The 18,098-nt window shown below is 36.3% G+C and carries 11 protein-coding genes; 4 read left to right on the top strand and 7 right to left on the bottom strand.

What is annotated here, in order from left to right; translation table 11 throughout:
* Positions 1–24: 24 nt before the first annotated feature.
* The 3 genes from AB1278_RS20440 to hutH form a co-directional block, all read right to left on the bottom strand.
* Positions 25–1,506, bottom strand: a complete 1,482-nt coding sequence (locus tag AB1278_RS20440) for a S8 family peptidase (protein WP_202843756.1) — start codon at positions 1,504–1,506, stop codon at positions 25–27.
* 91 nt (positions 1,507–1,597) lie between these two features.
* Entirely contained in the window at positions 1,598–2,044 is a 447-nt protein-coding gene (locus AB1278_RS20445) for a GNAT family N-acetyltransferase (protein WP_202843757.1), read from the bottom strand.
* An 88-nt stretch (positions 2,045–2,132) separates the two neighbouring features.
* Positions 2,133–3,620, bottom strand: a complete 1,488-nt coding sequence (hutH, locus tag AB1278_RS20450) for a histidine ammonia-lyase (protein ID WP_202843759.1) — start codon at positions 3,618–3,620, stop codon at positions 2,133–2,135.
* Positions 3,621–3,750: 130 nt separating this feature from the next.
* Between hutH and AB1278_RS20455 the strand changes: the two genes are divergently transcribed.
* On the top strand, positions 3,751–4,512 hold the full coding sequence (locus AB1278_RS20455; RefSeq protein WP_429816688.1) for a hypothetical protein: 762 nt from the start codon (positions 3,751–3,753) through the stop codon (positions 4,510–4,512).
* A gap of 86 nt (positions 4,513–4,598) precedes the next feature.
* Complete coding sequence (uvrC, locus tag AB1278_RS20460; RefSeq protein ID WP_110011808.1) at positions 4,599–6,392, top strand: excinuclease ABC subunit UvrC; 1,794 nt, start codon at positions 4,599–4,601, stop codon at positions 6,390–6,392.
* Between the two features lie 380 nt (positions 6,393–6,772).
* Here uvrC and AB1278_RS20465 read toward each other — a convergent pair whose 3' ends face one another.
* The 4 genes from AB1278_RS20465 to AB1278_RS20480 all read right to left on the bottom strand — a co-directional run bounded on the left by AB1278_RS20465 (position 6,773) and on the right by AB1278_RS20480 (position 12,450).
* Complete coding sequence (locus tag AB1278_RS20465) at positions 6,773–9,637, bottom strand: T9SS type A sorting domain-containing protein (RefSeq protein ID WP_411414430.1); 2,865 nt, start codon at positions 9,635–9,637, stop codon at positions 6,773–6,775.
* A 78-nt stretch (positions 9,638–9,715) separates the two neighbouring features.
* Positions 9,716–10,465 carry a hypothetical protein gene (locus AB1278_RS20470; protein WP_343643069.1) on the bottom strand — a complete coding sequence of 250 codons (750 nt, stop codon included), beginning with the start codon at positions 10,463–10,465 and terminating at the stop codon, positions 9,716–9,718.
* 10 nt (positions 10,466–10,475) lie between these two features.
* A complete protein-coding gene (locus AB1278_RS20475) occupies positions 10,476–11,558 on the bottom strand; it encodes a PorV/PorQ family protein (RefSeq protein WP_110011810.1) in 1,083 nt (360 codons plus the stop codon).
* A gap of 13 nt (positions 11,559–11,571) precedes the next feature.
* Positions 11,572–12,450 carry a DMT family transporter gene (locus tag AB1278_RS20480; RefSeq protein ID WP_110011811.1) on the bottom strand — a complete coding sequence of 293 codons (879 nt, stop codon included), beginning with the start codon at positions 12,448–12,450 and terminating at the stop codon, positions 11,572–11,574.
* A 517-nt stretch (positions 12,451–12,967) separates the two neighbouring features.
* Between AB1278_RS20480 and AB1278_RS20485 the strand changes: the two genes are divergently transcribed.
* Together AB1278_RS20485 and AB1278_RS20490 are read left to right on the top strand one after the other, a co-directional pair.
* Complete coding sequence (locus AB1278_RS20485; RefSeq protein WP_110011812.1) at positions 12,968–14,596, top strand: acyl-CoA carboxylase subunit beta; 1,629 nt, start codon at positions 12,968–12,970, stop codon at positions 14,594–14,596.
* A 350-nt stretch (positions 14,597–14,946) separates the two neighbouring features.
* Complete coding sequence (locus AB1278_RS20490) at positions 14,947–18,087, top strand: SusC/RagA family TonB-linked outer membrane protein (protein ID WP_429816693.1); 3,141 nt, start codon at positions 14,947–14,949, stop codon at positions 18,085–18,087.
* Positions 18,088–18,098: the final 11 nt, after the last annotated feature.

Raw genomic sequence — 18,098 nt, forward strand, 5'->3', positions numbered from 1 at the left:
CCTTTTTTTTATAGGGTTATTATTTTATTGTACAGCTTTTAAAACATTGATATTTCCATAGCCATAGCTTGAATTAACATTTGGATAGTAGGTTGAAGCCTGTCTCATTTTAGTAAGAACCTGGTCTCTTGTCCATGATGGATTTTTAGCCCAAACGAGTGCCGCAATTCCCGCTGTAGCTGCTGTAGCCACTGAAGAACCACCCACATAATCTGCCTGACCATTGTAATAGCTCAATACAGGAACGGTATTTCCTGAAGATCTCTCCATCTGGAAGGTAAAATCAATCTGACTTCCCGAGTGGCACACATCACATTTCTGATTGGAAGTATTTTCTTTCACTCCCGTTATAGCCTGAGTTTCCGGCATGGATGCAGGGAAAATTACTCCGACAAAGCTGGTAAAGCTGGTTGAGGTACCTCCGGCGCAGAAAATCAGTTTTCCTTTAGAATAAGCATATTTAACACCGTCTTCAATTTTTCCAACGGAAAAGATGTGTCCCATCGACATAGAAATGATTTTTACATTGGTATTGTTACCCAATTCAGTGAAAGCCGTTTTTACAGCAGTTTGCTCACTGGATGTTTCAAGAACAACATTTTCTGCGGCTCTGTAAGCGATCAGATTGGCATTATAAGCTACTCCTACAGGTAATCCTGCATTATTTCTCGGAGCTGCTATTACAGAAGCCATTTTTGTTCCATGCCCGCACTGATCTCCTGATCCATCTGAATTATACACTCCGTATTTGCTGATTGTTCTTCCTGAAGAAGCTCCATTATTAAAACTTCCACCCAATAAAGTCTGTTCAGGAGAAACACCTGTATCAATAAGCCCGATGGTTACGCCTGCTCCGGTACTATAGCCCCAGGCTTCAGGAATGCTGTGTTTAGTAAAAGCCCACGGTATTTTTGCACCTGGCGTTGTTGAGGTATAGTCTGCAGTACTTAATGTAGATGATGAAAATCCACACCCTGACGAACCGCTTCCTGAAGATTTTGCAGCTGCATTATATTGAGCTTCAAATTCAAAATAATGATAATCTGCCGGTTCTACATATCGGATGTTCTTCATTTGGCGAAGTGCGGAAACAGTTTCCTCATTTTCAATGACAACATCCATCTGATTAAGATACTGATCTGAAAGAAGAAGGAAATTTCTTTCGTCTTTTCCTTCATACTTTTTGATCACAGAAAGAACTTCTTTTTCGATATCATTGCTGTTTGGAGATTTACTTCTATCGAAATCATCTTTAGAAGTTCCAAAACCGATCGATACCATTTTATTTCCGCGGAAAATAGCACTCCATACGAAATGATCGGATTCATTCTTCCAATTGAAAGTACCGTCCGTTTTAATCGCCTGATTGATCCTTTCGTTGATTTGTTTTGCAGTCAACGGATCTTTCTGGGACATTTCGGTTTTTACATTTTCGTTCTGAAGATCTTCTCTGGTGCACGAGTTTAAGGCAAAAAATATTGCCAGTAGGAATACAGTTTTTTTCATATGTTATAATTTTGGTTGAGACCACAATATAACACTTTAACGGGAATTAAAAATTGAAAAAAAATGAATTTAGCATTACATGAATATTAAATTACAATACTTTCTCGTAGCACACACTTTGCTCTATTCCAACGTATTGACCATAATTAGGTATTTTGTAAAAACCACTTTTTTCATACACCGAGATGGCACTCTTAAGGTCCCTGGAAGTTTCCAATACAGCTTTTGTAAAGTTCAATTCTGTTGCCCAGCTTTGAAGTTCTTTCACAATAGCGGAACCTAATCCTTTTTTTCTGAAATCAGGATGGGTAAACATTCTTTTTATTTCTATGGTATCTTCTGAAAATGGTTTGAATGCTCCGCAGGCTGCTGGAATATCATCTATATAGGCTACGATACAGTTTTTGATAGTATCTATTGTATTGAACTGAGCAAAGAAGTCATCATTTTCTCCATTATGTTCGGATAAAGTAGCGTCAAGGGATTTTACAAGAGTTTGAAAATCTGTATTGGCAGAATCTGTTCTGAGTATATTCATCTAGTTGATTTAACGATTTAAAAATTGAAGGATTTAAAGATTTGTGAAAACAAAAAGCTCCCTTCCGGAAGCTTTCAAGTATTTTGTATTAGTTGACAACAAATTTTCGTTCGTTAATCAATTCTGCAATGGCCAGCATATCTTTACCGATCAGTCTGTCATCTTCAAGCTTGGCAACTTTAGAACGAAGAATTGCAAAGTTTTCTTCAATTACTTTAGAGCATTTCGCAGGTCTCCTGAATTCAAGTCCCTGAGCGGCAAACATCAGCTCAACAGACAGAATATTCACAAGATTTCCCAGAACCTGATTGAATTTTCTTCCTGAAATACTTCCCATAGAAACATGGTCTTCCTGTCCTAAACTTGTTGGAATAGAATCTGCCGACGCCGGGAAGCATAATGTTTTATTTTCTGTAACCAAGGCTGCTGAAGTGTACTGAGGGATCATAAATCCGGAATTCAATCCTGAGCTTTCCGTTAATAATCTTGGAAGTCCATATTTTCCTTCTAATAATAAGTAGCTTCTTCTGTCTGAAATATTCCCTAGCTCTGCAGCTGCTAATGTAGCATAATCTAAAGGTAATGCCATCAGCTGTCCATGGAAGTTTCCACCTGAAATAGATTCTTCAGCACTTAATACGATCGGATTATCCGTAACGGAATTCAATTCTGTTTCTGCCATTCCTCTAAGATGCTCAAAAGCATTTCTGCTGGCTCCGTGAACCTGTGGTACACATCGCATGGAATAAGGATCCTGCACTCTTTCACAGTCTTCGTGAGCTTTCAAGTTTTCTGATCCCTTTAAGAACTTAAGCATTCTTGCCGCTACTTTTTTACTGCCTTCAAACGGTCTGATCTCATGAAGTTCTTTTTTGAAAGGGCTTGCAGAACCTCTGTACGCTTCAATACTCATAGCTGCCGTCATATCCGCCAGATCCAGTAAGTATTCAAATTTTTCAAGTCCTTTGATGGCATGGGCAAGGATAAACTGTGTTCCGTTGATCAGCCCTAATCCTTCTTTCGGACCTAAAGCCAGTGGTTCAAGGTCATGCTTTTTCAACACTTCCATGGTATCGGAAACCATATCTCCTTCCCAAACCTGTCCTAAGCCAAGTAAAGGCAATACGAGATGCGCTAATGGAGCAAGGTCTCCGGAAGCTCCTACAGATCCCTGTTCAGGAACCACAGGAATGATATCTTTCTCAAGCATGAGAATCATTCTTTCAATAACCTCCAGGGAAACTCCCGAAAATCCTTTAGAAAGAGCATGTACTTTAGCAATCATCATGATCTTGGAAAGTTCTTTATCAATCGGTTTTCCTACACCTACCGCATGAGAAATGATCAGGTTATATTGTAACTGAGCGGTTTCATCCGCTGAAATTTTAGTATCACATAATGGTCCGAATCCTGTATTGATTCCATATACGCATCTGTCTGACTCTACTATTTTCTGTACGTTTTTCTGAGATTTTAAAATTTGTTCTTTTGCAGCTTTGTTCAGCTTCGCTTTATTTGGTTTTTTACATATTTCCAGAACATCATGGAAAGTAAAAACATCTACCCCGTATATCATTTCTAAAAAATTTCCTTAAAATTACGCATTTAACAATAATTGGAAAAGCTAAATTTCAATCTTCTATATTTTTATAAAACAAGCGAATTAATTTACTACATTTAGCCCCGAAAATTAAAAACAATAACACATGAGACTGAAAACTCTACTCCTTGCTTTATGTGTAGCAAGCACAGCTGCTTTCGCCCAGAAAGTAAAATATTCAAAAGAAGAAAGAAAAGAAATGAACCGCTATCTGTTTAACGAAGGTTTCAATACTGCAACAGATAAAAAAGTTTCCACCATTATTTTAAAAGATAATACAGAACATCAGGGTTACAGTAAATCCTGGGAAAAACAGAGGGGACAGATTCTTTCCATCACCATTGAGGATGTTGATACCAGAAAGCCAATAAAATTTGAGGCAACCGATATTGCTGAAATGTATTTATATGCTACAGAGACTGAAAAGTCGATGAAAGCGGCAAAGTTTATTTCAAACATGAGAAATTACAGCACAAAAAAATATAGCAAATCTGTTACCGACGATGCCATTCCTTACGAAAACCAGATTGTTTCTTTAAAAAACAAGAAAGAGCCCAGAGCTTTTTTAATGCAGGTGATCAATCCTGAATTTAATGAGCTTATTACGGTTTATCATGATCCGTTTGCTTCAGAAACAGTGAGTACCGGGTTTGCCGGTGCCCCTGCATTTGGCGGAGGTGTTATTAAATCTTATTATATAAAGAAAGGCAATAAAGTAATGTGGCTTCACAAAGATGATTTTGAAGACAACTATGACTTTTTGTTTGGTGACAGTCCTGAATTCATGAAAAAATATCCAAAAAATTCTGTAGAATGGAATTATTTAAGCTTTCTCATCTATCAGTATACCGAAATGAACCACGGATAGGATACACTATCAAAATACCGGAACCTGTAGAATTATCTGCAGGTTTTTCTTTTTTTAAATAGGGAAAGTTTCCTTAATTTTGTTATATGAATCCTTCTTTAGAATTACAGCTCAAAACCTTACCATCTGAACCCGGCGTTTATCGTTATTATGATAAAAACGAACAGCTTTTGTATGTGGGAAAAGCTAAAAATCTGAAAAAGAGGGTACTATCCTATTTCAATAAAAACCTTTCAGGATACAGGATCAAAATAATGGTCAGCAAAATCCAGCGATTGGAAACGACAATTGTAAACAGCGAGTATGATGCACTTTTATTGGAAAATAATCTGATTAAAGAGTACCAGCCGTTTTATAATGTTATGTTGAAGGATGACAAGACTTATCCATGGATCTGCATCAAAAATGAAGATTTTCCAAGAATTTTTCTGACCAGAAATATGATTAAAGATGGATCCGAATATTACGGTCCGTATGCCAAAGTGCGCCCTGCAAAGATATTGCTGGATACTATAAAACATATTTATAAGCTTAGAACCTGCAATCTGAATCTTTCCCCATCCAAAATTGCGGAAGGCAAATATAAAGTCTGCCTGGAATACCATATCAAAAACTGTGAAGGGCCCTGTGAAGATCTTGAAAGCAAGGAAGATTATGACGAAAAAATAGATGCTATCCGCGGAATTATCAAAGGGGATTTCCGTAAGGCAAAGGATTATCTAGTGAATCAGATGATGAAGCTGGCTTCCAATCTTAAATTTGAAGAAGCTCAGATCATTAAGGAAAGACTGGATATTCTTGAGGATTATCAGGCTAAAAACACCGTTGTAAATCCGAATATTGATGATGTAGATGTTTTCGGAATGACCAGTGATGAGACCGCTGCTTATGTCAATTTCTTTAAAATCAGAAACGGAAATATCATCCAGAGTTTTACCACCGAGATTAAAAAGATTCTTGAGGAAACGGATGAAGATATTATGGAAGAAGCTTTGATTGAGATCCGTCAGAAGTTTTCTTCAGATTCTAAGGAAGTTCTTTTACCGTTTCATTTGTCTGTAGAAATCCCAAATGTAAAACTGATTGTTCCCAAGGTAGGAGATAAAAAAAGAATTGTAGAGCTTTCTGAAAAGAATGCTAAAGAATACCGTCTTGAAAAGCTGAAGCAGGTTCAGATTGTAGATCCTGAAAGGCATACTAACAGAATTATGGCCGAAATGCAGAAACTACTGAGAATGCCTGTAGAACCAAGACATATTGAAGGTTTTGATAACTCCAACATTCAGGGAACGAATCCTGTGTCTGCATGTGTTGTTTTCAAAGATGGAAAACCGAGTAAAGCAGATTACCGAATTTTTCATCCTAAAACGGTAGAAGGGCCAAACGACTTTGCAACGATGGAAGAGGTCATCTACCGCCGTTACAAAAGAATGCTTGATGAAGGAGAAAGCCTTCCTCAATTAATTCTGATTGATGGTGGAAAAGGACAACTTTCTTCTGCTGTTAAAAGCCTGAGGTTATTAGGACTTTATGGAAAAATTACCATTGTAGGGATCGCCAAGAGACTGGAAGAAATATTTTTCCCGGAAGATCCTATTCCTTTATATCTCGATAAAAAATCTGAAACGTTGAAAATCCTTCAGCGTGTTCGTGATGAAGCCCACCGGTTTGGGGTAAAACATCACAGAACGAGAAGAAAAAACTCTACGATAAAATCTGAACTTGAAGAAATTCCTGGAGTTGGAGAAAAAACAATCGAATTGCTTTTGTCTAAACTGAAGTCTGTAAAACGAATCAAAGAAGCCAATTTTGAAACTCTTGAAGAAATTCTGGGGAAAAGTAAAGCGAAAGTGATTTGGGAATTTTTTAATGCTAATTGATAAACTAATGCAGTACAGCAGCTAATTTGTCACAAACAAAATGAAGTTTTAATGCAAAAACTCATATACTTTTTTCATTTACTCAATAAGAGACAAAAACCAACAATCCCCAGTACAAAAAGGAAATTTATCAATAAAAAACACAAACAAATAAATATTTTATTAAATATTAGTATTATTTATATTTTTTCCATAAATTAGTAATATCAACTAATGACAATAATGCTATGAAAATTCTTCTCTTTTTATAAATCTAATCACATTTCATTTGACATCCAATTGCTTTTATATCTATAAGACTCTTGTAAAATGCTAAAAGAATGAAAAACACATCAACATATATATTATAAAAGGCTCTTTTTAAGAGCCTTTTACATGTATTATTTTTTTATAATCTTACCCATATATTCCCCTTTATTTGTTTTTAACTTAATAAAATATATTCCTGATGGAAGTTCTGCTACATCAATATTTTTATTATTGTAGATAATATTCTTCACAAGTTTTCCGGAGGCATCAAAAATTTTCACGATTTCTATTTTAGAATTTTCGTTCAGTCTTATTGAAAAATATTCTGAAACAGGATTAGGATAAATCTGCAGATCTGAATTTCCTTTTTTACTTTCTGCGCCTGATATTTCATGGGTTGCCAGATAAACAGGCAGTGGATCAGTCACTACATACAATTCACTTCCATGTTCTTTGGTATTAATGGTCAGAAATAATTTCTCACCATCTGTTCCCATTTTCTGAATATTTTCATTAACCAACAGCTGATTATCATCGTTTGTCACAAAAATATCCATCGGAGAGGTTGAAACACCGTCACTTTTCCATACCTTTTGGGAATCCCCATTAAGAAAGTAAAGATAATTGTTGGCACACGTCATATCTTTCACTGAAGAAAAATTTTGGGATAAATCAGATGTGCCATTCGCTGTTCCATCTGTTTTCCACAACTGTGTACTATTGTTATTGGTAAAAAATAACTGATTTCCACATTTTTTAAATTTTACATCACCAAAAAAGTTTCCCGCTAGTATCTGTTCTGTCCCTGCCACTGTTCCATCTGTAGAATGCAGCGCTGGAGAAGGATAACCTGAAGTGACATAAAAAAGCTTATTATTAAATATTATTGTTTCTCTCGCAATACTTGAAGAGCCATAAGGAGCAGCGTAAGATTTCAGTAATGTAGCAGATGCCTGATCGCCGTTTGAAATCCAAAGCTCGTTTTGCCCGGAGCTGTAATTCGCAGGAGTATTTTCCTGTTGTTTTGTAAAGAATAATTTATTATTAAAAGCATTCAGTACCTTAATATCTCCATTTGTCCCATCCTGATAGGAAAACTGTATTACCTTTTGGGTATTGGCTTCAGTAGCATCTGTTTTCCAGATCCCAAGTTTTCCATTATCTTTTGCCACAAAATAAGCAAAACCATTCAGTATTGCAGTTTTTGAATCTACGGAATAAAGACTTCCCATATTATCCTGGGAAATATCTTTGACCATACTAACAGTATTGGATGTATTATCAATCTTCCAAAGTTCAGTTCCTACCACATTATTGTATCCGGCAAAAAGTAATGTATTATCGTTCAAGCTGGTATACGGTACCCTGCTGGTAATATTCGGGGATGATATTGACAAAGTATTGGCTTCTGTACCATCTGTTCTGTAAGCTGCTTCTGGAGTGTAAAGATAGTTTCCTACTTTAATGAAATTGTCATTAAAGTCACTGCCCATACCTATAAACGAATTTCCTCCAAAGCTGGATATTCTCTCAATCTGCTGTGTATTTTTATTTCTCTTATAAATCTGGCTGTTATACTGTCTGTCTGTCGCAATGAAAATAAGATCATCATTCAGTACCTGAAATGCATGAGGCAAAGAACTTTCAAATCTACTGATGTCCGAAGCTATTGTAGTCTGATGGGTCACCGGATTTAGTGAAAATAGTTCAGTGCCATATTTGGGGGTATTTCCGGTAAGATAAATTTTAGAATTCAGGTCTACAAAACTATTATTATTTGGCATTCCAAGGCCTGTAATCTCAAAACTCTGTGAAGAATTTCCATTCACTATCCAATATCTGTTTCCATAATTAGCCATCGTAAGAATCAAATGATTATTATCTGAGCTGTTCCCATAAATCAAAGCTCCTGCGTGCGTATTGAAGAGAACAGTTCCGGCTTCTGTACCATCTGTTTCCCAGATATAATTACCATACACAGAGTTAACACCGTTGGCACTACTTTCAAAGAATATTTTGTTATTATATTTTACAAATTTTTTCATTGCCATAGAACTTGTAGCTCCAGGCATTAGATTTTTCAACAGATAAGTTCCTGCCGTTGTCCCATCAGAAACCCATGGTTCATAGCCATTTGCTGCATCAAAGCCTGTAAAAACAAAATAATTATCAGCGGCAGCTCCTTCCAGCTGCGGATAACCTACAGATTTTATGGATACTGTTCCCGCTTCTGTTCCATCTGATGAATATAATTCATATCCCGCTGTTCCTGTTCCAAGATTAACCACGAAGTATAGTTTATTTTTAAAAATCAGTGCTTTAAAATCGCCATTAATACTTCCACCTGCATTGGGAACGATATCCTTTAATAAAGATGTTCCGGCAACGGTTCCATCTGATTTCCATATCTCTTTTCCATGTGTGCCATCATCTGCTGCCAGGAACAAAGTATTGTTCAAGGTATACATTTTTACATCACCGGAATATTGAAATGTTTTTAATAGCTGCAGACTATCTGTAACGGTATTGTAAGACCAAAGTTCATTGTGGTGGTAGAAAAAGATATTATTTCCGACCGCAGCAGTTGCAGCCACCGAAAACTCAAAATTCAGATCTTTTACCTTGGATGTTCCTACCGTGGTTCCGTCTGTGACCCAAAGCTGATTATTGGACGAACTATTGCTTTGTACAGCAATAAAGTAAATTTTATTATTGAGCCTCATAAAAGACGGATCTCCAGTCATCCCAATGCTGTACCCCGGAAAAACATTCTTCAGCAGAATTGATTTTTGAGTACCCGGATCAAAACTCCACAGTTCCCTTCCTTCCTCTGTAGACTTGGTGGCTGTGAAAAGAATATGATTATTGAATTTTATAAAATTATCAGGATCACTGGAAGCCCCAAAATTAATTTCGTTTAACTGGGTATTAAATACACTTTGTGCACTCGAAAATACTGACAGTATTGCCAATATAGAAATGTAAACTTTTTTCATATCTATGTAGTTAAAATAAATCCTTAATTCTAAAAAGTTATGAATTAAGGATGATATTTTTCTTATTATTGATGTAAATTATTTTGCTGTAAAGACTTCTTTGGAGAATCTTCCGTCAGTCTGTGGAATATCTATTACAATATTCCCGTTTTCAAAATATCCGATGGTAGTATTTCCATCAGCCATTTTTACAAGGAAAACAGCACTCTTAGAAGTCGTTTTGAAAACAGCAAATGGTACGGAACTTCCGGATTTTGCCAAGATAAACTGATTAGAATCAATCTGTATTTTCTGAAGATCAAGTTTCCCGTTCGAGTAATTATTTGCTTCCGGAGTTCCTGCAGATACAACGGTTTCAGAAACTGTATTCTGTACGTTTTCAGCAGCATCTGATATTTTAGCAGGCTTCATTTCTACCGGGCTGGAAAGTGGAACATGTGTCAGAGCCTGCTTTAAAGCATCAGGAAACCCTTCTTCAAATTCCTTTATATCTGAGCGCCCTTTGGATTCTAAAATGACCTTTTTATTGCAGTCTTTGAACTGCAAAATCACTTTATTTGTAAATAAGCTCTTATCATTCAGCACTTCAGCATTAATTACATTACAGGAATTATTTCTAGCCTCAGATGGCCATTTGTCCATTGCCTCAGTTAAAATTTCATACTTTTTTCCCTGTAGCCCTTTAGCCAGATAAGCTTCCAATCCAAAACTGCTGTTTTTAAAGGTTTTAAATTTTTCCGGAATTACTACATATTTATAATCTGAAACCTTCTGCGTAAAAGCCATTGTTGAGCTTATTACCAGCATCAGCATTAATAACTTTTTCATTTTTATAATTTTAATCGTTTCTAAATGCTCCCATATCCAGTTTTAAGGAGAAGAAATTGGAATAAAAATTAGATCCGCCAATCCCTGAATTTGTAATGGCATAATCCAGTGTAAGCCCTCTGTATCTTATTCCAAGACCTGCACTTGGCTGGAAAGAAACTTTTCTTTTAAGATCTTCTATATCTGTAATTGACTGGAATCTGTTGATCCCCAATCTCACAAAAATCATTTTCTGGTATCCCAGCTCAGCTCCTGCGTAAGGACTGATACTGGCAAAGTCTGTAGAAATTAAGGATGCTGTTTTAGCAAAATCCACATTTATACCTGCTTCCGGCAATACATATACGCTGCTGTTGATTTCAAATAATTTGCTGGCCCCTACATTCAGTTTAGGCATTGTAAGTTCCAGTTTATCTTTGGGAGCAGGGTTAAATTCTTCCCCGTTTACAACAGTAGAAAGTTCTTTCTGATTGACCGTCCAGAAGTTGACAGTAGTTGTAATATCTCTTACCATCCCCCCGAACTTCCATCCGTTATCTGCTTTATAAATCGCCCCAACATCGAAACCAAAACCATAACCATTAGCAAATTTACCCACATTTCTATATACAATCTTAGCATTGATCCCGACATCTAATTTCGGATTTCCTCCTGGTCTGAAAGCATAAGAAAGAATTGCAGCATAATCGGATTGAGAGAACTTTGTGATTTTATCATAATCAATATTCCCTTCAGAATCGATCATCTGGGTTGTATTTAAAATATTATCTACTCCCAGTCTTACTACGGAAACCCCAAAAACACCTTCCTCAAGTACTTTTGCATAAGCCAGATAGTCATATTTCGCAATAGACTCAAAGTATTCTGCATGCATTGCTGCTCCCTGCCAGTCTCTTTCAATGGACATCAAACCTGCGGGATTCCACATAGGAGAATATACATCATCCTGGTTGGTAATTACCGCTCCTCCCATTGCAAGGCCTCTTGCTCCGGCTCCGATATTTAAAAATTCATTGGAATATTTTCTGATAATCTGAGATTGAGAAAGCCCAAACAACAGTGAAAATGCAAGTAAAAAATATTTTTTCATCATATAAATTTGATGCTTAGTTTAAGTTTTTAGTTTTTCTGGCTTTTATTAATCCGTTTGCAATGATTGCCAGTATCATAACACCTGAAGCGACATAAAATATAGGGCTCATATGTTCTGATTCTCCAAAGATAAAAAAAGCTAGTATAATTCCGTAGACAGGTTCTAAATTAACTGTTAAAATTAAAGTAAAAGGTGATATATATTTCATTAAATTCACAGATTCCAGCATGGGAAAAGCAGTGAAAACACTGGCTAACAAGCATATTAACGCCAAATCCCTGTAGTTTATTTCATTCATCTGAAAAATTTGTCCCGAAAGCAGATAAAATATCATTAAAATGAACCAACCACAGAAGATTTCATAAAAAATAATGTTTCCCGAACTTGTTTTCCCAAACATTTTACCATTAAAAACAGAAAAAACAGTCCCGAATATAGCACACAAAATTCCATAAATAATACCTTCTTTAAAATGAAATTCTGTTTTAAAAATCAATAATATACAGGCCACAATAACAGTTCCCATTACTACTTCAGATATATCAATTTTCCTTTTGAAAATAATGGGTTCCAGAATCGAAGCAAAAAGTGTTGATAAGGAAAGGCAGCTTAAGGCAATTGAAACATTGGAAACTTTAATAGAATAAAAGAAACAATACCAGTGAAGTGCCATTGCAAAGCCTATAGCAGCCAGCTGAAAGAATATTTTCCTGGACACCTTAATGCTTTCCTTTTTAAAGAATCTGATAAATACATACAAAAAGATTGAGGCAAACAACATTCTGTAAAACACAAGAATCTGAGCATTGGCCTGAATCAGTTTTCCTAAAATTGCGGTGAATCCCCATAAAAAAACTATTAAATGTAACCTGAAAAGCGCCAATTTATGCATAACCTATCCCCTTTTGATTTTAACGTGCAAATTTACAAATACGCTTTTATAAATCTTACAAAAAAACATAAATTTATATTAATAAAAAGATGATAAATAAAGTTTTTAATAGTTTTTACTCTTAATTCAGGACGTTTTCTAATAATTTAGTAAAAATCAAAACCAATATGATATCAAGTCAGGATTGAAATCAACAACATGGTCTCTTAAATATCATATAGAAAGTATTACTGGCAAACCCATATAGATATAAAAAAACCCTGAAAATTTGTTAAACTTTCAGGGCCTTCAAATAATAAACTATTAAAAAAATAAACTAGGAACTTAGAGTATTTTGCAGAGAATATCACCTCTGTTACTCTAGTGTAAAGTTAGAAAAAATATAAATTATTTAAAAATATTTTTTAGTTAAAAATTTCACAATTTACTAGAAACCAAATAATTAAACATCTGTTTTACTTCCAATTTATATTCCTCATAAAAATAGTATCTTTAAGCGTAAAAAATTGAAAATTTTATGGACATCGAATTCAATAAACGAGAGGATCAGAACAGATTAAAATTATCTGAAATAAATCGCTTACTCACTGAGATTAAAAAAGGAGGTGGTGAGAAAAGGCTTCAAAAGCTTCGTGATGAAGGAAAAATGACAGCAAGAGAAAGAATAGATTATCTCCTCGATAAAGATTCAGATTCCATAGAAATTGGAGCATTTGCAGGATATGAAATGTATCAGGAGCATGGAGGATGCCCTAGCGGAGGTGTTGTAGTTGTTATTGGCTACGTTTCCGGAAGACAGTGTATTATTGTCGCTAATGATGCATCTGTAAAAGCTGGTGCATGGTTTCCTATCACAGGAAAGAAAAACCTGAGAGCACAGGAAATTGCTATGGAAAACAAGCTTCCCATCATTTATTTAGTAGATTCTGCAGGTGTTTATCTTCCTATGCAGGATGAGATCTTCCCGGATAAGGAACATTTTGGACGAATTTTCAGAAATAATGCTAAAATGAGTTCTATGGGAATCATCCAGATCTCTGCCGTTATGGGGAGTTGTGTAGCTGGAGGAGCTTACTTACCCATCATGAGTGATGAAGCTATGATTGTGGATAAAACAGGCTCTATTTTCCTTGCAGGAAGTTATCTGGTAAAAGCAGCTATCGGAGAAAGTATTGATAATGAAACATTGGGTGGAGCAACCACTCACTGCTCTATTTCAGGAGTAACGGATTATAAAGCTAAAGATGATAAAGATGCTCTGAACAGAATCAAAAACATCATGAAATCTGTCGGAACTACTGAAAAAGCGGGCTTTGACAGAATAGAAAGCTTCCCACCAAAAGAAAATCCTGAGAATATTTTCGGAATTATGCCGGTCTCAAGAGCTGAGCAATACGATACCTACGAAATTATCAAATGTATTGTGGATAACTCAGAATACGAAGAATATAAACCAGACTATGGTAAAAGTATTATCTGTGCAACAGCAAGAGTTGACGGCTGGTCCGTAGGGATTGTTGCCAATCAGAGAAAGCTGGTTAAAAGCGGTAAAGGAGAAATGCAGTTCGGAGGAGTGATCTACTCTGATTCTGCAGATAAAGCAACCCGATTTATTGCCAATTGTAATCAGAGAAAAATACCATTAATTTTCTTACAGGATGTCACCGGATTCATGGTGGGTTCAAAATCAGAACATGGCGGGATTATTAAAGATGGTGCTAAAATGGTAAATGCGGTTTCCAATTCCGTAGTTCCTAAATTCACTATTATAACAGGAAATTCTTATGGAGCAGGAAATTATGCGATGTGTGGAAAAGCTTATGATCCCAGATTAATTGTTGCATGGCCTTGGGCAGATTTAGCGGTAATGGGTGGCGCACAGGCAGCAAAAGTACTCGCTCAGATTCAGGAGTCTACCTTAAAGAAACAAGGAAAAAATATCTCAGAAGAAGAGCATAACGAAATTCTGGATACCATCTCAAAGAAATATCAGAAACAAACTGAATCTACCTATGCAGCAGCAAGATTATGGACAGATGCCATCATCAATCCTGCTGATACCAGAAAATGGATTTCTATGGGGATTGAAGCTGCAAACCACTCTCCTATCACGGAGAAGTTCAATCTTGGAGTAATACAGGTCTGATATTATTGTTATACTTTTCAATAAATTAATCCCTTATCGCATTGATAAGGGATTTTTTATACCCATTCTAGAAATTGACAATAAAAACACTTTAAAATCCTTTATTTAACAGGCAAAAAGCTTATATCATATAAAAAAAGCAAAAAAAAATAAAATTCACAGATAAGTAATATATAATCATTTCTTATATTTTCAATATTATCAATTACAGAATATTATACATTAAAATCAACATTAAACAATAAAACACAAAACATTAAATACTGATAACCAACACTTTATATTTCAATTTATAACATTCGTGCCATATTTTTTTTTAATATTGCAGTAATAAGCAAATGATGAACAAAATGAAACAATTAAGTACAAGACTTCCCTTGGCTGTTGGTGTTTTTTGTTTTCTATTGAGTACAAACCACCTAAGTGGTCAAAAGTCAAAGAAGGATTCTATAAAGAATAAACAAATTGATGAAGTTGTTGTTACTGCACTTGGGATAAAAAGAGATCAGAGAAAACTAGGCTATGCCATTACCAAGGTTGAGACCAAAGACATTACTCAGGCTGGGGTCGTTAACCCTATGGAGGCTCTTCAGGGAAAACTGCCGGGGGTAGAAATAACGGCAGGATCCGGAGGCCCGCAGTCCAGTGCAAGGATCCAGATCCGTGGAAATACATCATTAGGCAACAATAACCAGCCGCTGATAGTAGTTGATGGAGTAATTATTGACAATGGAGTAACCGGTGCGGATTCCTGGGGTTCCGGTTACGATTTCGGTAATGAAATGAAAAACCTTAACTCAGATGTTTTTGAGTCCGTTTCCATATTAAGAGGTGCTGCAGCATCTGCACTTTATGGTTCACGGGCTGCTAACGGGGTTATTGTCATTACAACCAAGAAAGGAAAAGGTACGAATGGATTAGGTGTCAGGATAAATTCTTCTCTTACTACACAGCACGTCTATAGCAGCCCCAGGTTTCAGAATGAATTTGGTGCCGGTTTTGGATCCAACTTTTCAACGGATACTAATGGAAACCGTTTTATAGATCCCAACAATTTTTTTTACAGCTACGGGCCAAAATTTGACGGAAAACCTGTACAGGATATTGATGGAAGAACAATTCTATGGAATCCTCAGCCGGATAATTATAAGGATATTTATCAGGTAGGATTTGATCGTAAAAATTCATTCGAACTCTCCGGAGGAAATGATAAATCTACTATTCTGTTGAGTTATACCAATCAGGAAGCTGAAGGTATTCTTCCCCGTAATAAGTTTATAAAAAACGCTTATTTTATCCGTGTAACCCATCAGTTTAGTAAATATTTGCAGGTAGATGCAAGTTTCAACTATAACCGGTCTTTCGGGCAGAACCCCGTACCTCAGGGAGGAAATGAAAGTCCTCTCTTCAGTTTTATATATGGCACTCCAAGAAGTTTTGATGCTGTTTATTGGAAAAACAATTATCTGGATCCTGTAAATGGGGGAAGGAAACAAGACAGTGCGGATCCTTATGGTATGACGTCTACTTATTTTAACATTTTCCAGAACACAAGAACCCAGAAAGAAAACAATTATATAGGCAGGCTTGAGCTCAGATCCCAGCTAACAGACTGGTTAAACTTAATGATATCAGGCAACTTCAATAATTATGATTTCCTGAATGAATTTAAAATACTTGGAGAAAACCCCGGATTTAATGGCGGTGGCTATAGTATTTTGGAAGGTAGAAAAGAACAATATACTACAAAATTTTTATTGAATGCCAACTTCAAATTGTCGGAAAATATTACTCTTAATGCATCTGTTGGTGGAGAAGACTTCAGATCCAAATACAAAGCCACAAGGCAATGGACTAATGGAGGGCTTAATTCTCCTGGCGTTTTCCAGATCCAGAACTCAATAGATCCGGCAGGAAGCGAGGTCTATTATACCGATGGTAATCAGTCGCCGAAAAGAATTCAGGGACTGTATGCTTTTGCTAATTTCGCCTGGAAAGATCAGCTATTCATTGACATTACAGGTCGAAACGACTGGTCTTCCACATTGGCATACCCTGATGGACATGGAAGTATAAGCTATTTTTATCCTTCATTTGTTGGAAACTGGATATTTTCTAATTCTTTTAAACTTCCAAAATGGATCAATTCCGGAAGTCTGAGAGGAAGTCTGGCATGGGTGGGAAGAGATACTTCGCCATACAACACAAGTTCCGGTCTCTATTACAGACCCGACCCTTCTGCTTATAATTCCCCTGATGGCGTGCGCATTCCGTTAGTGGGTTTCAATAGTAATTCTCTTGCGAATTTAAATTTAAAAAATGAATTGAGCAGATCCATAGAATTTGGATTAAATATGGCCTTTTTCAATAACCGGCTGGATTTTGATGTTTCTTTTTATAAGACCAATACTACCAATCAGCTGTTAACACTTCCTTTGCCACAAGAATCAGGACTCAGTCAGCAGCAGATTAATGCCGGAAATCTGCAAAATCAAGGCATAGAGGTAATTGTCAACGCAATTCCGGTGAAACTACCTAACTTCAAATGGAATACCACAGTTACATTTTCTCAAAACAGGGATAAACTTATTGAGCTCTATCCAGGAGTTACGGAATATGTCCTGAACTGGGCCATGGGCACTGACGTAAAAAGTATAGCAATACCTGGCCAGCAATACGGTTTGATACAGACCAAATATGCCTATGCAAGATATCAGGCATTGGATGCGAATGGTAATAAAATTGATGATCCCAGAAACGGAATGAAAGTGCTGAAAGCTGATGGCTCTTACCTGAGATCAGATTCTTACCAAAACCAGGGATATACTACGGTAGGAAAGTTAACTCCTGATTTTTTAGCCAGTTTCAGAAATACTTTCAGGTATAAAAATTTATCTTTAAGTCTACTGATTGATGCAAGAGTAGGGGGTGATATTCTTTCTGCCACATACAATTATGGTGTTCAGTTTGGCAACCTTTCATCCACATTAAGGTACAGGGATGAAGAAAGAGGTGGAATCAAATATATTGATTCGCAGGGCAACACTCAATACGGGGTAATTCCCGATGGAGTATTTGGCCAGAATTCCATCATAAAGGATAAACAAGGAGTCACCAGAGATGTAAGCGGTATGACTTATCAGGAAGCTTATGAAAAAGGGTGGATCAATCCCGTAAAAACATCTTCCTACTACAACAGATTAGCCTCATGGGGAAATGGTATCCGGGAGCAGGCTGTGTTTGAAAATACATGGGTCTCCCTACGTGAAGCACGCCTGACCTATTCCTTTAAACCAGAAATCATCAAATCTCTTGGAGTCAATACTCTCAACCTCTCCCTTATCGGTAGAAACTTATTCTATATCTACAATAAATTACCAGATGGAATAAATCCTGAAGGAAAATATTCCAACAGCGCAGGTAGCTTTGCTGAATATGGAGGTGCACCTATGTCGAGGTATATAGGATTTAATCTGGATTTCTCATTCTAGTTATTTCTTAT

The organism is Chryseobacterium sp. NRRL B-14798 (assembly GCF_050470705.1).
Taxonomy (GTDB): Bacteria; Bacteroidota; Bacteroidia; order Flavobacteriales; family Weeksellaceae; genus Chryseobacterium; species Chryseobacterium cupriresistens.

Coding starts and splice junctions, on each gene's coding strand:
- AB1278_RS20485 (WP_110011812.1), top strand. CDS start 12,968: ATGGACATCGAATTCAATAAACGAGAGGATCAGAACAGATTAAAATTA.
- AB1278_RS20480 (WP_110011811.1), bottom strand. CDS start 12,450: ATGCATAAATTGGCGCTTTTCAGGTTACATTTAATAGTTTTTTTATGG.
- AB1278_RS20440 (WP_202843756.1), bottom strand. CDS start 1,506: ATGAAAAAAACTGTATTCCTACTGGCAATATTTTTTGCCTTAAACTCG.
- AB1278_RS20490 (WP_429816693.1), top strand. CDS start 14,947: ATGAAACAATTAAGTACAAGACTTCCCTTGGCTGTTGGTGTTTTTTGT.
- hutH (WP_202843759.1), bottom strand. CDS start 3,620: ATGATATACGGGGTAGATGTTTTTACTTTCCATGATGTTCTGGAAATA.
- uvrC (WP_110011808.1), top strand. CDS start 4,599: ATGAATCCTTCTTTAGAATTACAGCTCAAAACCTTACCATCTGAACCC.
- AB1278_RS20465 (WP_411414430.1), bottom strand. CDS start 9,637: ATGAAAAAAGTTTACATTTCTATATTGGCAATACTGTCAGTATTTTCG.
- AB1278_RS20445 (WP_202843757.1), bottom strand. CDS start 2,044: ATGAATATACTCAGAACAGATTCTGCCAATACAGATTTTCAAACTCTT.
- AB1278_RS20470 (WP_343643069.1), bottom strand. CDS start 10,465: ATGAAAAAGTTATTAATGCTGATGCTGGTAATAAGCTCAACAATGGCT.
- AB1278_RS20455 (WP_429816688.1), top strand. CDS start 3,751: ATGAGACTGAAAACTCTACTCCTTGCTTTATGTGTAGCAAGCACAGCT.
- AB1278_RS20475 (WP_110011810.1), bottom strand. CDS start 11,558: ATGATGAAAAAATATTTTTTACTTGCATTTTCACTGTTGTTTGGGCTT.